Annotated in this window: 13 protein-coding genes; 7 read left to right on the top strand and 6 right to left on the bottom strand. The window is 44.6% G+C overall.

Translation table 11 applies throughout. The features are described from left to right. Positions 1–81 precede the first annotated feature (81 nt). Positions 82–882 (bottom strand): lysophospholipid acyltransferase family protein, encoded by an 801-nt coding sequence (locus tag JMX70_RS06275; RefSeq protein WP_191691120.1) that lies wholly within the window; start codon positions 880–882, stop codon positions 82–84. Positions 883–1,268: 386 nt separating this feature from the next. Between JMX70_RS06275 and hflX the strand changes: the two genes are divergently transcribed. The 4 genes from hflX (at position 1,269) to JMX70_RS06255 (ending at position 5,558) form a co-directional block, all read left to right on the top strand. Beyond that, on the top strand, positions 1,269–2,708 hold the full coding sequence (gene hflX, locus JMX70_RS06270) for a ribosome rescue GTPase HflX (protein ID WP_201590509.1): 1,440 nt from the start codon (positions 1,269–1,271) through the stop codon (positions 2,706–2,708). Between the two features lie 428 nt (positions 2,709–3,136). After that, a complete protein-coding gene (locus JMX70_RS06265; RefSeq protein WP_201590507.1) occupies positions 3,137–3,589 on the top strand; it encodes a CidA/LrgA family protein in 453 nt (150 codons plus the stop codon). A gap of 22 nt (positions 3,590–3,611) precedes the next feature. Beyond that, positions 3,612–4,301, top strand: coding sequence for an LrgB family protein (locus tag JMX70_RS06260; protein WP_201590505.1), 690 nt, complete (start codon positions 3,612–3,614; stop codon positions 4,299–4,301). Between the two features lie 444 nt (positions 4,302–4,745). Then, positions 4,746–5,558, top strand: a complete 813-nt coding sequence (locus tag JMX70_RS06255; protein WP_144297564.1) for a lytic transglycosylase domain-containing protein — start codon at positions 4,746–4,748, stop codon at positions 5,556–5,558. 169 nt (positions 5,559–5,727) lie between these two features. On the opposite strand, the gene tsf is transcribed toward JMX70_RS06255, so the two are convergent. The 5 genes from tsf to JMX70_RS06230 form a co-directional block, all read right to left on the bottom strand. Further along, complete coding sequence (gene tsf / locus JMX70_RS06250) at positions 5,728–6,609, bottom strand: translation elongation factor Ts (RefSeq protein ID WP_144297563.1); 882 nt, start codon at positions 6,607–6,609, stop codon at positions 5,728–5,730. A 245-nt stretch (positions 6,610–6,854) separates the two neighbouring features. Then, positions 6,855–7,664: a 30S ribosomal protein S2 gene (gene rpsB, locus JMX70_RS06245; RefSeq protein WP_201590502.1), complete on the bottom strand. Its 810-nt coding sequence runs from the start codon at positions 7,662–7,664 to the stop codon at positions 6,855–6,857. 308 nt (positions 7,665–7,972) lie between these two features. Continuing rightward, complete coding sequence (locus tag JMX70_RS06240) at positions 7,973–9,232, bottom strand: multidrug effflux MFS transporter (protein WP_201590499.1); 1,260 nt, start codon at positions 9,230–9,232, stop codon at positions 7,973–7,975. 246 nt (positions 9,233–9,478) lie between these two features. After that, a complete protein-coding gene (locus tag JMX70_RS06235; RefSeq protein ID WP_201590496.1) occupies positions 9,479–10,291 on the bottom strand; it encodes a crotonase/enoyl-CoA hydratase family protein in 813 nt (270 codons plus the stop codon). 138 nt (positions 10,292–10,429) lie between these two features. Further along, a complete protein-coding gene (locus JMX70_RS06230) occupies positions 10,430–13,933 on the bottom strand; it encodes an ATP-binding protein (protein ID WP_201590493.1) in 3,504 nt (1,167 codons plus the stop codon). A gap of 456 nt (positions 13,934–14,389) precedes the next feature. On the opposite strand from JMX70_RS06230, the gene cysM reads away from it, so the two are divergent. From cysM to rlmD, 3 genes are all read left to right on the top strand, one after another. Continuing rightward, positions 14,390–15,358 (top strand): cysteine synthase CysM, encoded by a 969-nt coding sequence (gene cysM, locus JMX70_RS06225; RefSeq protein WP_201590491.1) that lies wholly within the window; start codon positions 14,390–14,392, stop codon positions 15,356–15,358. Positions 15,359–15,382: 24 nt separating this feature from the next. Beyond that, positions 15,383–16,207 (top strand): 3'-5' exonuclease, encoded by an 825-nt coding sequence (locus JMX70_RS06220; protein ID WP_201590489.1) that lies wholly within the window; start codon positions 15,383–15,385, stop codon positions 16,205–16,207. A gap of 121 nt (positions 16,208–16,328) precedes the next feature. Beyond that, positions 16,329–17,870 (top strand): 23S rRNA (uracil(1939)-C(5))-methyltransferase RlmD, encoded by a 1,542-nt coding sequence (gene rlmD / locus JMX70_RS06215; protein ID WP_201590486.1) that lies wholly within the window; start codon positions 16,329–16,331, stop codon positions 17,868–17,870. Positions 17,871–18,082: the final 212 nt, after the last annotated feature.

The raw sequence follows: 18,082 nt of genomic DNA, 5'->3' as shown, positions 1-18,082 counted from the left end.
ATTGGCGCCTTTTTTATGACTACTTTTCTGCTACTACTTTTTCTATTAAAGCAGTTATCTTTCAAGCAGTTTTGTACTTGCTTAAGGTTTGGCAGCTTTCGTTAAAACCCGCGAATGCAGTTCAGCCAAACCTTCTTGCATATGCGCTTGTAACAAATCGGTTAGCTGGCTTTTATTCAACCCTTTAGGATCTATCGGCTCAAGTGGTAAGACAAAAGCCGTCACATCTTTACTATCAAGCACCTTTTTTAGGCTATCTTTCATCGTCATTTTGCCATAATAAGGCAGCGCTTCACTTAACGTGCCGTCTTTATTGACATATGCAATCACCAGTGGGCGTACTGGGACGTCAGCATCTATCGCCGCTTGCAGCAAAGTGCCGTGGATACGTTTGATTTTTTTACCATCGGTGGTGGTCGCTTCTGGGAAAAAGATAACCGAAAAACCTTTGGTTAAAAAATTGGCAATTTGGGTAGCGACTGTGCCCGCATCACCGGAACCGCGCTCGATAAATACCGTCCCTGCGGCATGCGCAAGCTTACCAAAGATTGGCCAATCGCCAATTTCTGCCTTTGATAAGAAAAAAGCAGGGCTTAGCGTCCCCACTACCGGAATATCCATCCACGATACATGGTTAGACACCCATAGACCGTGATGCTGCTCTACGCGCTCGACTGCCACGACCTGCACGCCAAACGAGCCGGCCATTTTTCGGCAAAACGCTTGAATATAGCGCGGCAGCTTTTCGCGCGGTGGTTGTTTAAAGGCACCGATACGCTGGGCGGCGCGCAATCCGCCAGCGATGGTGGTGGTCATGCCAGCGATCTGTTTGCCGCGACCTAACTGCTGTTTGAGTGAAAAGCCTGACTTAGATTGGCTCATCTGTGTCCCTCGTGGTTAAAAACTTATGGGTTAAAAATGCTTTATTACATCTTAGTGCTAAAAAAGCTTAATGCTTAAAAGAGTGCTGCCTAAAAAACGTATGATTATATCTCGTAAACAAGGGCAATGAGTATAACAAAATTCATTTACTCAGTGATGACTTGTACACTGAATTATGAGTGGCTTTTGTTAATAGTCTCAGCTTAAAATTTTTATAGATAAAAATATTTCCCTATAAACGCTGTAACATAAAGACGTAGCTAATTGCGCACATACGCTTTAATATCAAATAATAAGACCACATATAGAGGGTCATATGAACGCTATATCGATACTCATTGAAGCGGTCATAGCGATTTATCTACTTTAATAATAGGTGATACTCTTTGGAATATTTTGAAAGACATGAAGGTGGCGAGCGCGCCATTATCGTCCATTTAGACATCCGCCAAATTCAAGATCCCGATGATCTAAATGAATTTGAGCTACTTGCAGATTCGGCAGGCGCTGATCGCTTGGCACTGGTCACAGGCTCACGCTCGCGTCCTGATGCCAAATACTTCGTTGGTAGCGGTAAAGCACAAGAAATAGCAGAATTGGTGCGCGAATACGACGCCGATATCGTACTTTTCAATCACAATTTATCGCCATCGCAAGAGCGTAATATCGAAGCTTTGGTACAATGCCGCGTGCTTGACCGCACCGGCTTAATTTTGGATATTTTTGCCCAGCGCGCCCGTACTTACGAAGGTAAACTGCAGGTTGAGCTTGCGCAGTTAAACCACTTATCGACACGATTGGTGCGTGGTTGGACGCATTTGGAGCGCCAAAAAGGGGGTATTGGTCTACGTGGACCCGGTGAAACTCAGCTAGAAACGGATCGCCGCTTATTACAAGTGCGTGTCACCCAGCTGAAAAATAAACTGGAAAAAGTACGCCAAACCCGTGCCCAAGGTCGAGCGCGTCGGCAAAAATCAGACGTCCCGACCATCTCGCTCGTCGGTTATACCAACGCTGGTAAATCTACCCTATTTAATCGCTTGGTCGATGAAAACATTTATGCCGCCGACCAATTATTTGCCACCCTTGACCCGACCTTGCGCCGTCTTGACTGGCAAGGGGTTGGTCGCGTGGTTTTGGTCGATACCGTTGGTTTCGTGCGCCATTTGCCGCACGAGTTGGTCGAGTCGTTTCATGCCACACTAGAAGAGACGCTAGAAGCCGACTTACTACTGCATGTCATCGACTCGTCTAGTGAAGACATGCACGAGCAGATTCAAGCGGTGAAAAACGTCCTTGCTGAGATTGACAACGATGTGCCTGTACTGAATGTTTATAATAAAATTGACTTAACCGATGAGCCGGCGCACATTGGTTATGCGAAAGAAGGTCAGCCTAATCGGGTATATGTTTCTTCGCGCCAAAACCTAGGCATGGAAGAGTTGTCGCTTGCTGTACAGCAATTATTGACGGGCAACTTAACTACTTTTGATTTGACCCTACCGTATAATGCCGGTCAATTTAAAAATACCTTGTACGAGCTTGGCGTCATTTTGGAAGAAAGCTATGACGATAATGGTCATGAGAGCCTAACCATTCGCTTGCCAAGTGATAGGCTCAAACAGCTATTGGGACAAGCCAATTTAAAGCCGTTAGATGTATTGCCATTAGCACAAGCAACATTGCTAATGCCGATACTTGAAGAGTTTGAGCAAAAAAATGAGAGTATGGATGAAGCCGCGTCTTTAACGCCAGAGGAAGAAGATGCCTTTGTTGAATTTGAAGCGTTAAACCCTGCTACAGAGAAATCTGATTCACAAAGTTAAACAGTCTCGTTGCCAGTTATTTAATCGGGGTGAAGTTAAAAAGGACGCTATCAAATGATGGCGTCCTTTTTTATATTTGTAGCATATAAGGGGTAATGGACATTTATGATATAGTCAAAATATCCTAAAAACGCGACGGTATTGCTGATATCAGTTTTTTGTAGCCTCTGTCTGCGCAGGCACAGCAAGCAAGAAAAATTGATAAACAGTGCGTGCTGTATTGGTATTACCTTTCACTCACTATACGAGATATTTAGCAACAGCTTAATAGCAGCAATCAGCGCTTAGGCTTTATTAGTATGGCTACTGCCTATATAATCAGCTTTTGCTGAAATGCTTTTATCAACATGCTTTTGTTAACACACTGGCGTTAAACTCTCTTTTTTAGCATATTTCCCTTTTTATACCCGACTTGGCTAGGATTGCTTATGAGCTATACCTCTACTTCTAACACGCCTTTATGGCTGGCGCTAATATTGACGCTGATTATGGTCGTGGTGGTTCGCGAGTTAGCAGTCGTTGTCTGCCAATGGGCGGGCATTGAAAAAGCGGCTAACATCGTCGGCCTGTTAACGATGTTTGTTATTTTAATTGTTTGGCGAGTCATAAAAGGGCTACCGCATTGGCTAACCCAAGCAAGCAACACCTTACTGGTCGATAGTGGTTTTGCTTTTTTGCCCGTTTCTGCCGGTGCAGGTTTGCTGCTATTTGGGCTAGGTGATGAGTTTTGGGGCGTGATGCTGACTATGATTATCAGTACCCTTATCCCGCTTTGGGGACTGGCTATCCTTGCCAATCGCTCGCTTAATAATAGCGATAATACAGATGGCAGTCATGATGACAGTATGAATATGACCAACAAGCACAAGGGACAGCATTAAGCTCTGTTAATAAGGTAACGTTATGAGTTTTGATAGTGTGTTTAGCGCAACCCTTGCTGCGATAGTATTAACCTTGGCCGCCCACGTCATTGCCCGCGTCCTTGCGCGCAAGCTGTCCTGGTTGCCTATGGTCATTACCGCTTTGGTCTTAGTACTGCTATTTTTATTCATTTTGCAATGGGATTACAATCATTATTACAGCGTGGCAAAACCGGTATTTGACCATTTATTAGGCTATGTGACAGTATTATTGGCCGTGCCATTGGCCGCGATGAACTTTAAGGGTTTGCCAGTTAAAAAGCTAACCATGATTGTGGCACTGGCGAGCGTGGTTGGCGCCTTGCTACCCATGTCACTGGCCTATTTATTTTCGCTTAGCCACGAGACCATTTTGGCATTTGCGACCCGCTCGGTGACCACACCAATTGGTCTGAGCGTCGCCGATTTGATTAAAGCACCATTGGCATTAGCAAACTTAATTATTATCGTTTCAGGTCTAATCGGTGGCACCTTAGCGCGCTTTTTATTTCGCGGTATTGATGACGATCGCGCCAAAGGCCTCGCGCTAGGCTTAGCGGCACATGCTTTTGGTACTGTAGAAGCGTGGCAAATCAGCCATACTGCTGGACGCTATGCCGCTTTTGGCTTAGCGGTCAATGGTTTAGTGACCGCCGTTTGGGTACCTATTTTTATTGGGGCCTTATCGGTTTAAAATATTTTAAGTAAAGTCGAAAGCTATTTAAGCCTATCCTTTTTGATGGGCTTTTTTTCGCCTATATTAATTGTATTTGCTAGCATTTTTAACGTCATTTCTTAACTATTCTTATAGAAAAAATAAAGGCATAAACACTGCTGTTGTATACCGCTTAACCATCTTCATTTTATTACCATCTTGATTTCATTCAGCTTTTTTACAAAATAAATGGATTTTTGACGTCGCGTGCACGCATTCAGATGTGGCAAAAACTTATTTTGTGTTATAGTAAGCAACTATTATTTTTTGTATCTATTGCAAGTGGTTTTGTTAGACGTGAATTCGTAGATAGCCTATTTGAGCGCTATAAGATCCTACAGACGCGATAACCGCTTTGATGCGCAACCTTACGCGCTTATAGGCAAAGCAATTTGCTCTTACTTAATAAAAAGTGATAAACCTATGATAACTATTGCCCCTTTACTGACGCGCTGCTTGTCACCCCTTTTACTCTCTGCCATTGCTTTATCTAGCCTACCTATCGCCGCTCAAGCGGGAAACATGTATATTTATAAAGACAAGAGCGGCCAAGTTCTGCTTACCAACGTCAATCCTAGCGGTAATTTTGATAAATTTAATAAAAAAGTGAAAACCACCTACTATAAAGATTCAAGCGCCTACAATGCGGGGAGCAGCTATAGCAATGATTACGGTAGCAGCACGGCGAGTAGTAGCGGCAGCCGTAACTCTTACGACAGTTATATCCGCGCCTCGGCTGCCCGTCATGGTATCGATCCTGGCCTTATGAAAGCCATGATGCATACCGAATCGGCGTTTAATCCCAATGCACGCTCACCTGTTGGCGCCCAAGGCTTGATGCAGCTGATGCCGGCAACGGCGCGCCGCTTTAATGTCAGTAATCCGTGGAATCCTGCTGATAATATCGAAGGATCAGCGAAATATATCGCTTGGCTGATGAAACGTTTTAATAATAACGTTGAGTTTGCGGTGGCAGGTTATAATGCTGGTGAAGGGAACGTCGATAAATACAATGGCATACCCCCGTTTAAAGAAACGCGCAACTATGTCAAAAGCGTCATGAGTCGCTATCATAGCTTATATAAGAACGACTCAGCGCTATCGGGTAATACCATGAATGCCAATAACGCTACGGGCACTACCAATGGCGGCGGCGTGCAAAACGTCAGTTACGGTACCAGTAGTAATGGCAACAGTGCCAGCTATGCCAATTCCGCTTATTTAGCGCTACGTTAATATTGACGTTTAAGCTGGTAGTTGCAGGTAACCTGAGAATAAGTAGCCTAAAAATAAATAAATGAACCTTTAAAATACTTAGCTTTTAAAAGTTACAGACACAAAAAAGCCCGTTAATATATAACGGGCTTTTTAATATCTATATGATGTGCTCTATACGATTTAAAGCTTACTTGTTCGCCGCTTGCGTGGCAGCAACTTCAGCAGCAAAGTCTTCTTGCTTCTTCTCGATGCCTTCGCCAACTTCTAAACGTTTGAAACCAAGAACTTTTACGCCTTCAGATTTTAATACGTCACCAACTTTTTTCTCATTGTCCATAACGTATGGTTGACGTAGTAAGGTTACTTCGTCTAGGTATTTGCGCAAACCGCCTTCGATCATTTTCTCAACGATATTGTCAGGCTTGCCAGATTCTTTCGCTTTGGCTTCGATGATGTCTTTTTCGCGTGCTAGTACATCAGCATCTACGCTTTCGTCATCTACTGCGACTGGGTTGAAAGCTGCAATGTGCATGGCAAGGTTTTTACCAGTTTCTTCACTGCCGCCTTCATAAGATACGACCACACCGATACGTAGGCCGTGACGGTATGCAGCGATGTTTGCGCCTTCTAGTACTTCAACGCGGCGAATTTGAATGTTTTCACCGATTTTTTGTACTAAAGATACACGCGCTTCTTCAACGGTTTGATCATCGCTATAAGACAATTCAGAGATAGCAGCAACGTCAGTGACATTGTTTTCTAGGGCAAGATTGGCCACTTTTTCTGCAAATGCAGTGAAGTTTTCATCTTTTGCAACGAAGTCAGTTTGGCAGTTTACTTCTAGCAAGAATGCTTTGTTGTCACCTTGAGCGATGATGATAGCGCCGTCAGCTGCGATGTTACCTGCTTTTTTAGCCGCTTTCGCTTGACCAGATTTACGTAGGTTATCAATGGCAACTTCGACATCGCCGTTTGCTTCTTCTAACGCTTTTTTGCATTCCATCATGCCAAGACCAGTACGGTCACGCAATTCTTTTACCATTTTGGCAGATATTTTTACTTCTGACATAAGAGTTACCTTTTATGATGTAGGTGAGTATTGTTATGTAAGGGAGTGCACGATATCTAAACGCGCTGACATTCTGTGCAATAAGTCAGTAATGCTCGGCGCGTTAATAATAAGGCATGACGAGTAAAACTACATCATGCCTATTATAGATTTCCATAAACTTTATGCGATTAATAACCTTATATGGCTGCTAATAGCTAAACTATCAAGGCATCCTTACAAAGTTAAACCTTATCGCTTAGCCATTACTCTGCTGGAGTCGCTGCTTCTTCGGTTTTCGCATCAGCTGCCGCATCATTAGCAGGAGCTTGCTCTGCGTCTTGTGCTTGGTCAGCTTTACCGCCTGCTTGAGTTTGCGCGTACTCTTTACCAGCGATAATCGCATCAGCAATAGAAGTTACATACAAAGTCACGGCACGGATAGCGTCATCGTTAGCTGGAATGATGTAATCAACGTTATCTGGGTTTGAGTTGGTATCAACGATACCGATAACTGGGATACCTAGATTTTTAGCTTCTTTGATAGCGATTGCTTCATGGTCTACGTCTACGACGAAGATAGCGTCAGGTAGGCCGCCCATGTCTTTGATACCGCCCAATGAACGCTCAAGTTTTTCCATATCACGAGTACGCTCTAATGCTTCACGCTTAGTCAGCTTAGCAAAAGTACCGTCTTCAGATTGTTTTTCAAGCTCTTTTAGGCGATTGATTGACTGACGTAGGGTTTTCCAGTTAGTCAACATACCACCTAACCAGCGATGGTCAACGTATGGCATGCCAGCGCGTTGTGCTTGCTCGCGGATAACGCCGCTTGCTGCGCGTTTAGTACCGACGAATAATACTTTGTTTTTCTTAGCAGCTAGGCCGTTTACGTAAGTCAATGCTTCGTTAAACGCTTTTACGGTGTGCTCTAAGTTGATGATATGAATCTTGTTACGGGCGCCAAAGATGTATGGACCCATTTTTGGATTCCAAAAACGTGTTTGGTGACCAAAGTGAGCGCCGGCTTGTAATAAGTCGCGCATTTCGATCTTGGTTGGATTGTTTGAAGCCATGTGAAATTCCTATTGGTTGGGTTATGCCTCCACATCACAAAAACTGCCTATCTAGCGACACGCATTTGCTAACGGTTAATGTTTAACGTTTATTGAAACAGCACTAACTTTTTTGCAAATTAATCAAGTCGCCAAACACCCAGCAATTTTTTGCCATGATGTGTGTGTCATTGTTTGATGGGTTGATTTAAAAATTGAGCTATGATTTGAAAGTTCAGAATAATACTGAATGATAAAAATAGCTGGGCTATATTTTACCATATAACGCTTAGCGACTGCTAGCGCTATTATGCATCGCTACCCTTCAATCACTCCGCAGTATCCAAATCCAAATCACGGTCTATCTGCCAAATTAAATACGCACCAAGGCTCATGAGTACAAAGAGTGCAATACCGATTTTTAACACGGGATTAAGAGGGAATAAATTTAATAATAAACCGCCAAAAATACCGACCGAAAACATCAACGAGCCTTGCAAAGCACTGGCCATACCCGCACGGCGTTTTTGAAAAGCAAGCGCAATCGCCGAGGCATTTGGCTGTGTCAGGCCCAAGCCCGCAATACAAAAGAAAATACAAGCTAAAACTAGCGGCAACCATGCATCCGTACCAAAAATAATACCGGTTACAAATAGCGCTGCGGCTGAGATGACCTGCATCATTGCCCCAAAACGTAGAATACTTAAAATACGAAAACGATTAGTCAGCCACTGATTCAGCTGGGTTAAACCTACGAACCCTGCCGCATTCATGCCAAATAGCCAACCAAAATGGGTGGCTGAGACGCCATAAGTATCCATGATTAATTCAGAAGCTGAGCTGATATAGACAAACATCGCGCCCATTAATAACCCGCCACCAATCGCAGGATAGTTAAAGGTTGGGTCTTTTAACAAATCCCAATACTGACTGAGCACTTCTCTGGCAGGGCGGACGTTACGGTTTTCTTCAGTCAAGGTTTCAAAGAAGAAAAACTTGGTCAGTAATAAATTTAACGCCCCAAAGGCCGCTAAAAACCAAAAAATAGAATGCCAATTAAAGAACTTTAAAAATAAAGCTCCAAGAGATGGCGCTAAGATCGGCGCTAAACCCATGACCAATATCATAATCGAAAAGGCTTTGGCGGTTTGTTTGGCTGTCAGGCGATCACGTATTGCTGCACGCGTCACAACCGCTCCCACGCACGCGCCGAGCGCCTGAAAGGTTCGGCCGATAAACAATACGTATTCATTATCGGTCGTCGCACAGACAATCGAGGCAATCACATATAAAATCATGCCCATATATAACGGTTTGACGCGACCGACGCGATCACTAAAAGGACCATAAAATAGCTGACCAAATACTAAACCTAAAAAATAGGCTGGCACAGAGTTGGCCATAAAGGCGGTCGATACGCCAAAATCCTCTGCCATCGACGGCAATGCTGGCAAATACATATCAATCGATAATGGCCCGACTGCCACGATAAGCCCAAGCATCATAATCCATGCAACGGGCAAATCCGCAGAGCGCACTCGGTCAGCAGCATTGGGTTTATTGGGCAGGGAGGGTTTTGGAGCAGACATAATGAGACCATATGATAGAGGAAGGATTATTTTATTATTGATACGTGGTTTGTTGGGTAATTTTAATCGACTTTTATTACAGAACAAGCCTTTTAAAAATACCGTCTACGAACAAGCAGCAACGCAAACAGATAAAAAAAACAGATAGTGCTATATTGCACTATCTGCTTGTAATTCAATAGATGCTTGATGTGAATAAAATAAACCTATCTCACTCAAATACAGTTGCAAAATATGGCTGATTTTTTAACGGAATTGACGTTTGCCAAAAGCGGTACTGGCTTGCTTAGCTTTTCTAAGTGCCAGTTTACGGTTGCGACCAAACATCATTTTTAGTTGCCAAAATTTTTCTTTATATAGCGTGGTAGCTGGCTGCTCGAACATCGCATTGATAACGCGTTTGCTTGCTAGCACCGCATCGGGTGAGCGCTCAGCAAACTCGGCGGCAAGCTTTTGCGCTCGCTCAAGTGGCGTTTCACTACAATGGCTGACCAAGCCAAGCGCTTTGCCTTCCTCGGCATTAAAGGTACGCGCGGTCATTGCCAGCTCCTTTAAGACATCAGCGCGTACAACACCAAACCCTGATTGCGTTATGCCCATGTCAGGAACTAGGCCCCACTTGGCTTCCATAATCGACAATTTACACTCAGGATGGCTAATACGCACATCACAAGCCAGCGCCAGTTGTAAGCCTGCGCCAATACAATAGCCTTCTAAAACCGCAATCACTGGCACAGGCACATCACGCCAAACCAAGCAGACGCGTTGAAAGAGACTTTGCCAAGGTTTAACCAGCTCCCACAGCGCAAACGCTTGATTCTTAGGATGGTTTAAATCGCCCAAATCGATACCAGCACAAAACGTGCCCTCTGCGCCATTAAGAATCACCGCGCGTACCGTTTTATCTTTACTGATTCGACCGGCGACCGCGATTAACTCTTGCACCACTTTAAAACTCATAGCGTTCTTTTTTTCCGGTCGATTGATGGTCACCGTTATTATATTGTCAGTGGCGCTGACTTGTAATGTCTCATACTCATACGTGGCAATAGCGTGCATAATCATCCTTAATAATAAATAAAACACTTAGAGAGTTTGTTAATCCGTTTAATATTAACAGCCTTGCACTCGCCCTTCCTTATCAATAACTGACTGCTAGGGTATCGTTTAGTCTCAGCGGTTTTATGATTATCAGCTTTAAATCATTTTCCACGTCATATCATTTTCACTTAGACGATGATAATTAAGCTGCGGATACGCCGATAAATCGAGGGTTTGTAGATTGTTTAACGCCGTCAATAACGCTTCATAATAAGGCTCTAACATCGCAAATTGAGCCGGCGTGGTATGTTGAATATTTAATAAGCATTTATCTTCTAAGTCTTGGCTGGCTTGACGTAGCTGCGGCACGCCGGTATAACGGCTGCCACCTAAGATACGATGGGCAATTTGCGCCAGCGCACTGCGGTTACGGCTCTCCCAAGCCTGCATCAACGCTTGCCTTTCATCATTGATGGTATCGAGCATCATGATGATGAGCTTGGCAGCCAAATCGGGTTTATTGGCTGAGCGCGTCAACGCATCTTGCCAATTTAAAATCTCCGAGGTATCAAGGGTATTTGCGCCCATATCCGTATTATTTTGCCCGTGTGCGGTATTTACTGCTTGTTCATCTTTAGCATGCTCTGACATTTGATAAGGCGGATAAGCCAATGGTACTTGCCCCTGCCCTTGATAATGCAGATTCTCATAGTGTGGCTTTTCATAGCGTGGCTTCTCGTAACGTGACTGGGTTTCGCGCGGTGTCTCGCGTCTATAATCTTCACGCGGCTGACTGTCACGCAAATAGTTATCGCGGATTTTCTTCAGTGATAAAGGACGGGTGATTTTTGCCTGATTCTTCACTTTAGTCTCAGAACTTGCATTGGCGATACGACTATCCTCGTTATCTTTGAGCAAAGGATAAGTTGGGGTTGTCACATCTGCATAAGACGTCAAGGCGTTTTGATTCACCTCACTTTGTAGGTCAGAGCTAGGCAAATTAGAGCTATGCAAGTCAGAGCTGTATAAGTTATCGCTATGAATGGTGGTTAATGGCGGCACTGAGTCGGTACGGCCAAGCCATTTTTGCAGCACTTGTAGCAACTGTGGCTGGCTAATGGGTTTGCCAACATAGTCGTTGATGCCGCTTGCAATCAGCTTATCGCGCTCATCGGCTAAACCATGGGCCGTTAAGGCGATAATCGGAATATGATGATCAGATGTTTCGATATTACGGATTTGCCGCGCTGCTTCATGCCCTGACATACGTGGCATTTGAATATCCATAAATATCAAATCGATACTGTTTTTGTGCGCCGTACTACCTTTATCATCTGTTGTAGTATCGTCAAGATGTAATGGATTAACCGCCGATTTACTAGCATCATCACGCGCTTCGGCTTTAGATATTTGAGTTTTTTTCGACAGACTTTGGCTGTCAGCTTTAGCAGTTTTGATATGCTTAGTTTGCTGTTTACTGATAATTTCTATGGCATCAAAACCGCTGCTGGCGGTAATGACATGGATGCCAAGTTCACTTAGTAGCGCATCAAGCACCAGTAAGTTCGGCAGATGGTCATCGACAGCCAAGACGGTCACGCCCTTCCATCGCGGCTCTTGAACGCCACTCGGGGCGTTGCGTTTTTGCGTATCAAGCATGGCATAGAGCTGCCTTTTATCTAATGGCTCATACAAAATATTGGCATGATAACGATTGAGCAGTGCTTGGTCGGCGGCAACTTGATAGCCAAATACTGCCAGCTTTCCCTGATAATGCAGACGAATCTGTTTGAGCAGCGCCATCATATCGTCTTGGGTATCATCATCAACGATAACCCAATCCCAATAATTGCCGCGCTCCTTGAGCGACTCAAGTACGCCCGGTAAAGAGTTTGCTTGAGTCAGGGTAATCGGTAAATGTTGCAGGCTGGCTTTGAGCACCTGTATCGACGCGGTATGATTGATCCAAACCAGCACATTAAACTCGTCCGTATCGCTGGCAAGTGGCGCAAGTACTGGTAACTCAATCGTTTGCCCAGTTGCCGCTTCCAAGACATCGACATGCGCTGGCATTCGAAACCAAAACGTCGCTCCTTGATTAGAGATGTTTTCTTGCACATTATCATAAAAGCCAATGTCGCCGCCCATCAGTCGCGTTAACTGCTTGGAGATGACCAAACCCAAACCGGTACCGCCGTATTGCCGCGTAATCGACGGATCGCCTTGGCTAAAGCTTTGAAAGAGCATTTTTTGGTCAGATAATGAAATCCCTTTACCGCTATCTTGCACGCTAATCATCAAATAATTGTCGCGATGATCGTCTAAGCTCACGCGTACAACCACGTCGCCACTATCGGTGAATTTAATCGCATTACCGACGATATTGGTCAGTACTTGCTTGAGGCGCAACGCATCGCCGTTGATGCGCATCGGCACGTCGTTATAAAACAGCACCGCCATGCGCAGACCTTTTTCAGCAGCAACCGGCGATAGCATATCGACCACGTCATAAATGGTGTCATAAAGGTCAAACTCGTGACGATCAAGAACCAATTTACCCGCTTCAATTTTAGAGAAATCCAAGACGTCGTTCACTAGCGCCAATAGATGCGCCGACGATTTACGGATGGTTTGCACGTACAAATCTTGTTCAGGATTGAGCTCGCCGTGACGTGCTAGCAAATTGATAAAACCATCAATACTGTTTAAAGGCGTTCGCAATTCATGGCTGATATTGGCCAAAAACGCCGATTTTGCTTGGCTGGTTGAAATCGCCGCATCGCGCGCATTACGGATAGAGATATTCTGCATTTCCATCTCATCAAATGCCAAGCGCAAATCATCTTCGGTCTGTTCGGCATGATCTTTTAAATCTTGGAAGCTGGCATGGAGACGACGTAAGGTCCTAACCAGATCTTGCTGTAATAAATTCAGCTCACCATTTGATTCAACCGGAATAGGCTGATAAAGATTGTCGACATGGGTACGTTGTAATTGCAAACGCAGCTCGTAAATCGGCGCAATCCAACGTTTTGAATAAATATTTAAGCTCAATAACAAAATCAAAATCGTAAATAAACCCGTAATCGCGAGCGCCATCGCGATACGATAACGGGCGATATAGAGCGGCTCATTATCCATATCAATCATGAGCCACAATTGCTGCCCGTCAAACTCTCCCAAGCTACTGCCGTAAGCGGTACCAATGGGCGTTGTTTGTTGCGATAAAAAGCGCTCTGCAGATTCTATCAGCGGCCAAGCTTCCTCAGTGCCATAACCGACGCTTGCTAACACTTCATTGTTTTGATTGATAATTGCAATACGCTGGACATGCTGCTCGGACTGCATCCGCCCGAGCCTATCTTGAATACCTTCTAAGGCTGTTATCGCCGGTTGCGGGTTGTCCGCTGCCTTATTTTTATCATCGCTATTCTCTACCTGTTCTTGCTCTAATAACTCAGGAACCAGCTCCGCAATCGTTGGCGTATAACGAATCAGTACCGCCTCTGCTAACGCTTCTTGCTCTGAATTACTGGCGCGCATGGTTTCGTAAAATACCAAAATGCCACCGACCGCTGCCAATAAACAAATCGGCAAAAACACCAATATAATCAGCTGACCATAAGCACTACTGGTATCAAAACGTTTTTTGTAAGCCATGCTGGGTTTATTCTCCACTGATTTTGGCGCTAAATGCTATTGCTGATGAATGCTACTACTGACAAATCTTGTACGGTGCGCTTAGGTATTCATTATTGATTAAGCATTAAAGATGAGTCATCAAGAATGACTTGCGATTATCTTAGCAGGATTCTAACGAAGGCGGTTAACCATTCCTTAGCAAACTTTTATTGCCTCACTTGCTCTTTCGCTTTTATTGCTCAAAGGCGATTACTAAAGGGTCAGCTTTTCGTATTTTGTTCATGCCTATTTGTTTATGCAGATAAGTACACTGCTTATCCTCAATAAAAATTTATGCATTAAGCGCAGGCGAAAACAAAATGATATAATGACGCAACTTTTTATTGACCACAATCAATCCCTAACGGTCATCAAGTACTGACCTGCTATTTAAACAGCGCCTATTAAAAAACTAATAATCGATAAGGATACCTTATGTCCGCTACGGCCCAGTCAAACGCCAATTTTATTACGCAAATCACTGACCTTGCCGATTGCGTGGGTAAGACGCCTTTGGTCAAATTAAATCGCCTGCCTGAGCAAGAGCAGATTGCCAATGGCGCGGTATTGCTCGCCAAACTCGAAGGCAATAATCCTGCTGGCTCGGTAAAAGACCGTCCGGCCTTTAATATGATTTATCAAGCTGAGCTGCGCGGTGATATTAAACCTGGCGATATGCTCATTGAAGCGACCAGCGGCAATACGGGCATTGCTTTGGCGATGGTGGCGGCGATGCGTGGCTATCCAATCACCCTATTTATGCCAACCAACTCGACCCAAGAACGTAAAGATGCGATGGCCGCTTATGGTGCGACGCTTATCGAAGTCGACGAAGGCATAGAAGCCTCGCGTGATATGGCCTTGCAAATGCAAGCCGACGGTAAAGGCATTGTGCTCGATCAGTTTAACAATCCTGATAATAAACAAGCGCACTATCTGACCACTGGCCCTGAGCTGTGGGCACAAACGAACGGCAAAATCACCCATTTTATCAGCTCGATGGGCACCACAGGTACTATCACTGGCGTTGCGCAATATCTTAAAGAGCAAAACCCTGACGTTAAAGTTATCGGTCTACAACCTGACGAAGAAGCATCTATCGCTGGCATCCGCCGCTGGCCTGCCGCTTATATGCCCGGTATTTTTGAGGCAGATTTGGTTGATGACATCATGGATGTTGATCAGCGGGTCGCCGAAGTTTATATGCGTAAATTGGCGAAAACTGAAGGCATTTTTGCTGGTGTGTCATCAGGTGCAGCGGCATGGGCCGCTACCGAAGTCGCAAAAGCAAATCCTGATGCCGTGATTGCTTTTATCGTTTGCGACCGCGGTGATCGTTATTTATCGACGGGCCTATATAGTGTGAATGACGCTGACGATAGCACGGATAACGCCACCCCATAAGCTTATAAATAGGCAGAGTTATTTATGTCAAACGCCCTCTCGTCCAAACCTATCTTGGTCTTTGATATTGAAACGGTTGCCGATACCGAGGCTGCCCGCCGTATCTATCCGCAGTTGGCTGAGCTAAACGATGCCGATGCTTTGAGCGCATTGACAGCGCTGCGACTCCAAGAAGCAGGTCACGATTTTATGCGTTTGCCCTTGCAGCGTATTGTTTGTATCTCTGCGCTCTATATTAAAGACGGCAAATTTTCCCTGTTTTCTTTGACCGCCGATAAGTTTAGCGAAAAAGACATACTGAGCAAGTTTTTTCGCGCGTTCAGTGACCTTGAAAAGCTGCCACAGCTGATTAGTTGGAACGGTTCAGGCTTTGATATTCCGGTGCTTATTTATCGCGCCATGCAGTATGACTTATCAGCGTCGTGGTTATTTGAAGAAGGCGAGCGCATCAAAAATATGCGCTTTGATAATTACGTTAATCGCTTCCACAGTCGCCATCTTGATTTGATGGACAGATTTAGCCAATACGGTGCCAGCCGCCGCGAAGCCATGGATATCGTCGCCAGTCTTTATGGTTTGCCCGGTAAGACCGATGTTGATGGCAGCATGGTTGGCGATCTGGTCAGCAATGGCGATTGGCAAACGTTGTCAATATATTGCGAATCGGATGTGATGAATACCTGGCTGATATATCTGCGTTGGTTACGTTTGACCGGTCAGTTATCCTCACCGGATTTTGATGCTTGGCAACAGCAAAGCCGTGATTATTTGGCAAATTATACCCAAGCAGATGGCAGCCCACGTCATCATGAGTTTATTGCTGATTGGTCATCTGCGCCTGCACCATAGCAGACATTTTTATATAACGGACGTATTTATAAAAGCTTCTTTATAAAGATGACGTTTTAACAACTAACGTCTCACCCTCATTTATCATTTATCATTTATTACTTATTATTAAGGCAGGTTTATGCAACCCACCGATTCAAAAAACTCTACCATCTTAGATACCAGCCAACAGCCTCACGAGACTCAGACCATTACTATTCCGCCAAGTAAGAAAAAATCTAAGCCGTCATCAAAAACGCGGCGCCGTTTAAAAGATGCTGAGCCACTACCTTTTAATATCGATGGCTTGTCACATGATGGTCGCGGCGTTGCGGTATACGGCAATGGCTTTGGTGAAGCTGATGGTCATATCGAAGACAAACATGGCAAAAAGATTTTTGTCAGCTTTGCGCTACCGGGCGAAAGCGCTTTAGTTAAAATTACCAATAGCCGTACCAGCTTTGAAGAAGGTGATGCGGTGAGCATTACTGCCAATCCAAACCCTGAGCGCGCCGTACCGCCCTGCCCGCATTTTGGCGTCTGCGGTGGCTGTAATCTGCAGCATTGGCAGCCAGAAGGTCAAATCAACTTTAAGCAATCTGTGCTTGCTGAGATGCTTATCCATCAAGCGAATGTTGAACCAGATCATTGGCTCGCGCCTGTGGTCGGTGATCGCTTAGGTTACCGTACCAAAGCACGATTGGGCGTCCGTTATGTCGCCAAAAAAGAAACAGCTTTGGTTGGTTTCCGTGAGCGCTCAAGTAACTTTTTAGCGGAATTAAATGAGTGTCATATCTTAGACCCACGGATTGGTTTTGAGATTGAAAATTTAAAAGCACTTATCAGCACCTTAGAGAGCCGTGACAAAATTGCCCAGCTTGAACTGGCTATGGGTGAAGCAATGCCAGAACTGCCCGATGGCAATCAGCCGGTTGCGCTTATCGTGCGTAATTTAGCGCCATTATCAGATGCTGATGTCGAGAAGCTAAAAACGTTTTTTGCAGCGCGCAATTGGCAGTTATATTTACAGTCAAAAGGTGCCGATAGCATTCAGCGTATTGCTTTGACGGAGAATGATGACATGAGTGAGCAGTTTGGGCGCTTATATTATCAATTACCAGAGTATGATTTGACGTTTGAGTTTATCCCAACGGACTTTACCCAAGTCAATTTATCGGTAAACCGTCAAATGACCAAGCTTGCTTGTGATTTGTTAGACTTAAAAGCGGGCGAACGCGTGCTAGATTTATTCAGTGGTTTGGGCAACTTTAGCTTACCGCTCGCGCGTTTAGTCGGCGAAACAGGCTCGGTGGTCGGCGTTGAAGGCAGTGAAGCAATGACTGCCCGTGCTGCTGACAATGCTCGTCGCAACGGCATTAATAATACTGAGTTTTATAGCCAAGATTTAACCCAAGATTGCACCGACAAGCCTTGGGCCAATCAAGGCTTTGATGCGTTACTCATTGACCCGCCGCGTTCGGGCGCTTGGGAGATTATGCAGTATCTGCCGAAATTTAACGCCGAACGTATTGTCTATGTCTCTTGTAACCCTGCTACCCTCGCCCGCGATACCAAAGCCTTATTAGAGCAAGGCTATCGTTTGACGCATGCAGGCGTGATGGATATGTTCTGTCATACCGGTCACGTCGAATCAATCGCACGCTTTGAGAAAGTGTCCGCTTAGCATCAATTTTAATGATGTTTAAAGTAAGGTGTTTCAAAAGACTTTATTTTAGGGCAGCGTGCTTTAATACACGCTGTTCTAAAACACCAAAATAACGTATGACAGATATAAATAAAGACGACCTTTTTTAACCTATTAATTTAAGAAAAAATGGCCTGAACGATAGGGATAAAAAGGCGTTATGTTATCGAAAGCGACATTATCATTACAGA

This window comes from Psychrobacter pulmonis (assembly GCF_904846465.1).
Taxonomy (GTDB): Bacteria; Pseudomonadota; Gammaproteobacteria; order Pseudomonadales; family Moraxellaceae; genus Psychrobacter; species Psychrobacter faecalis.
Note: the sequence above shows the minus strand (reverse complement) of the source record. Positions and strands in the feature narration are given on the sequence as shown.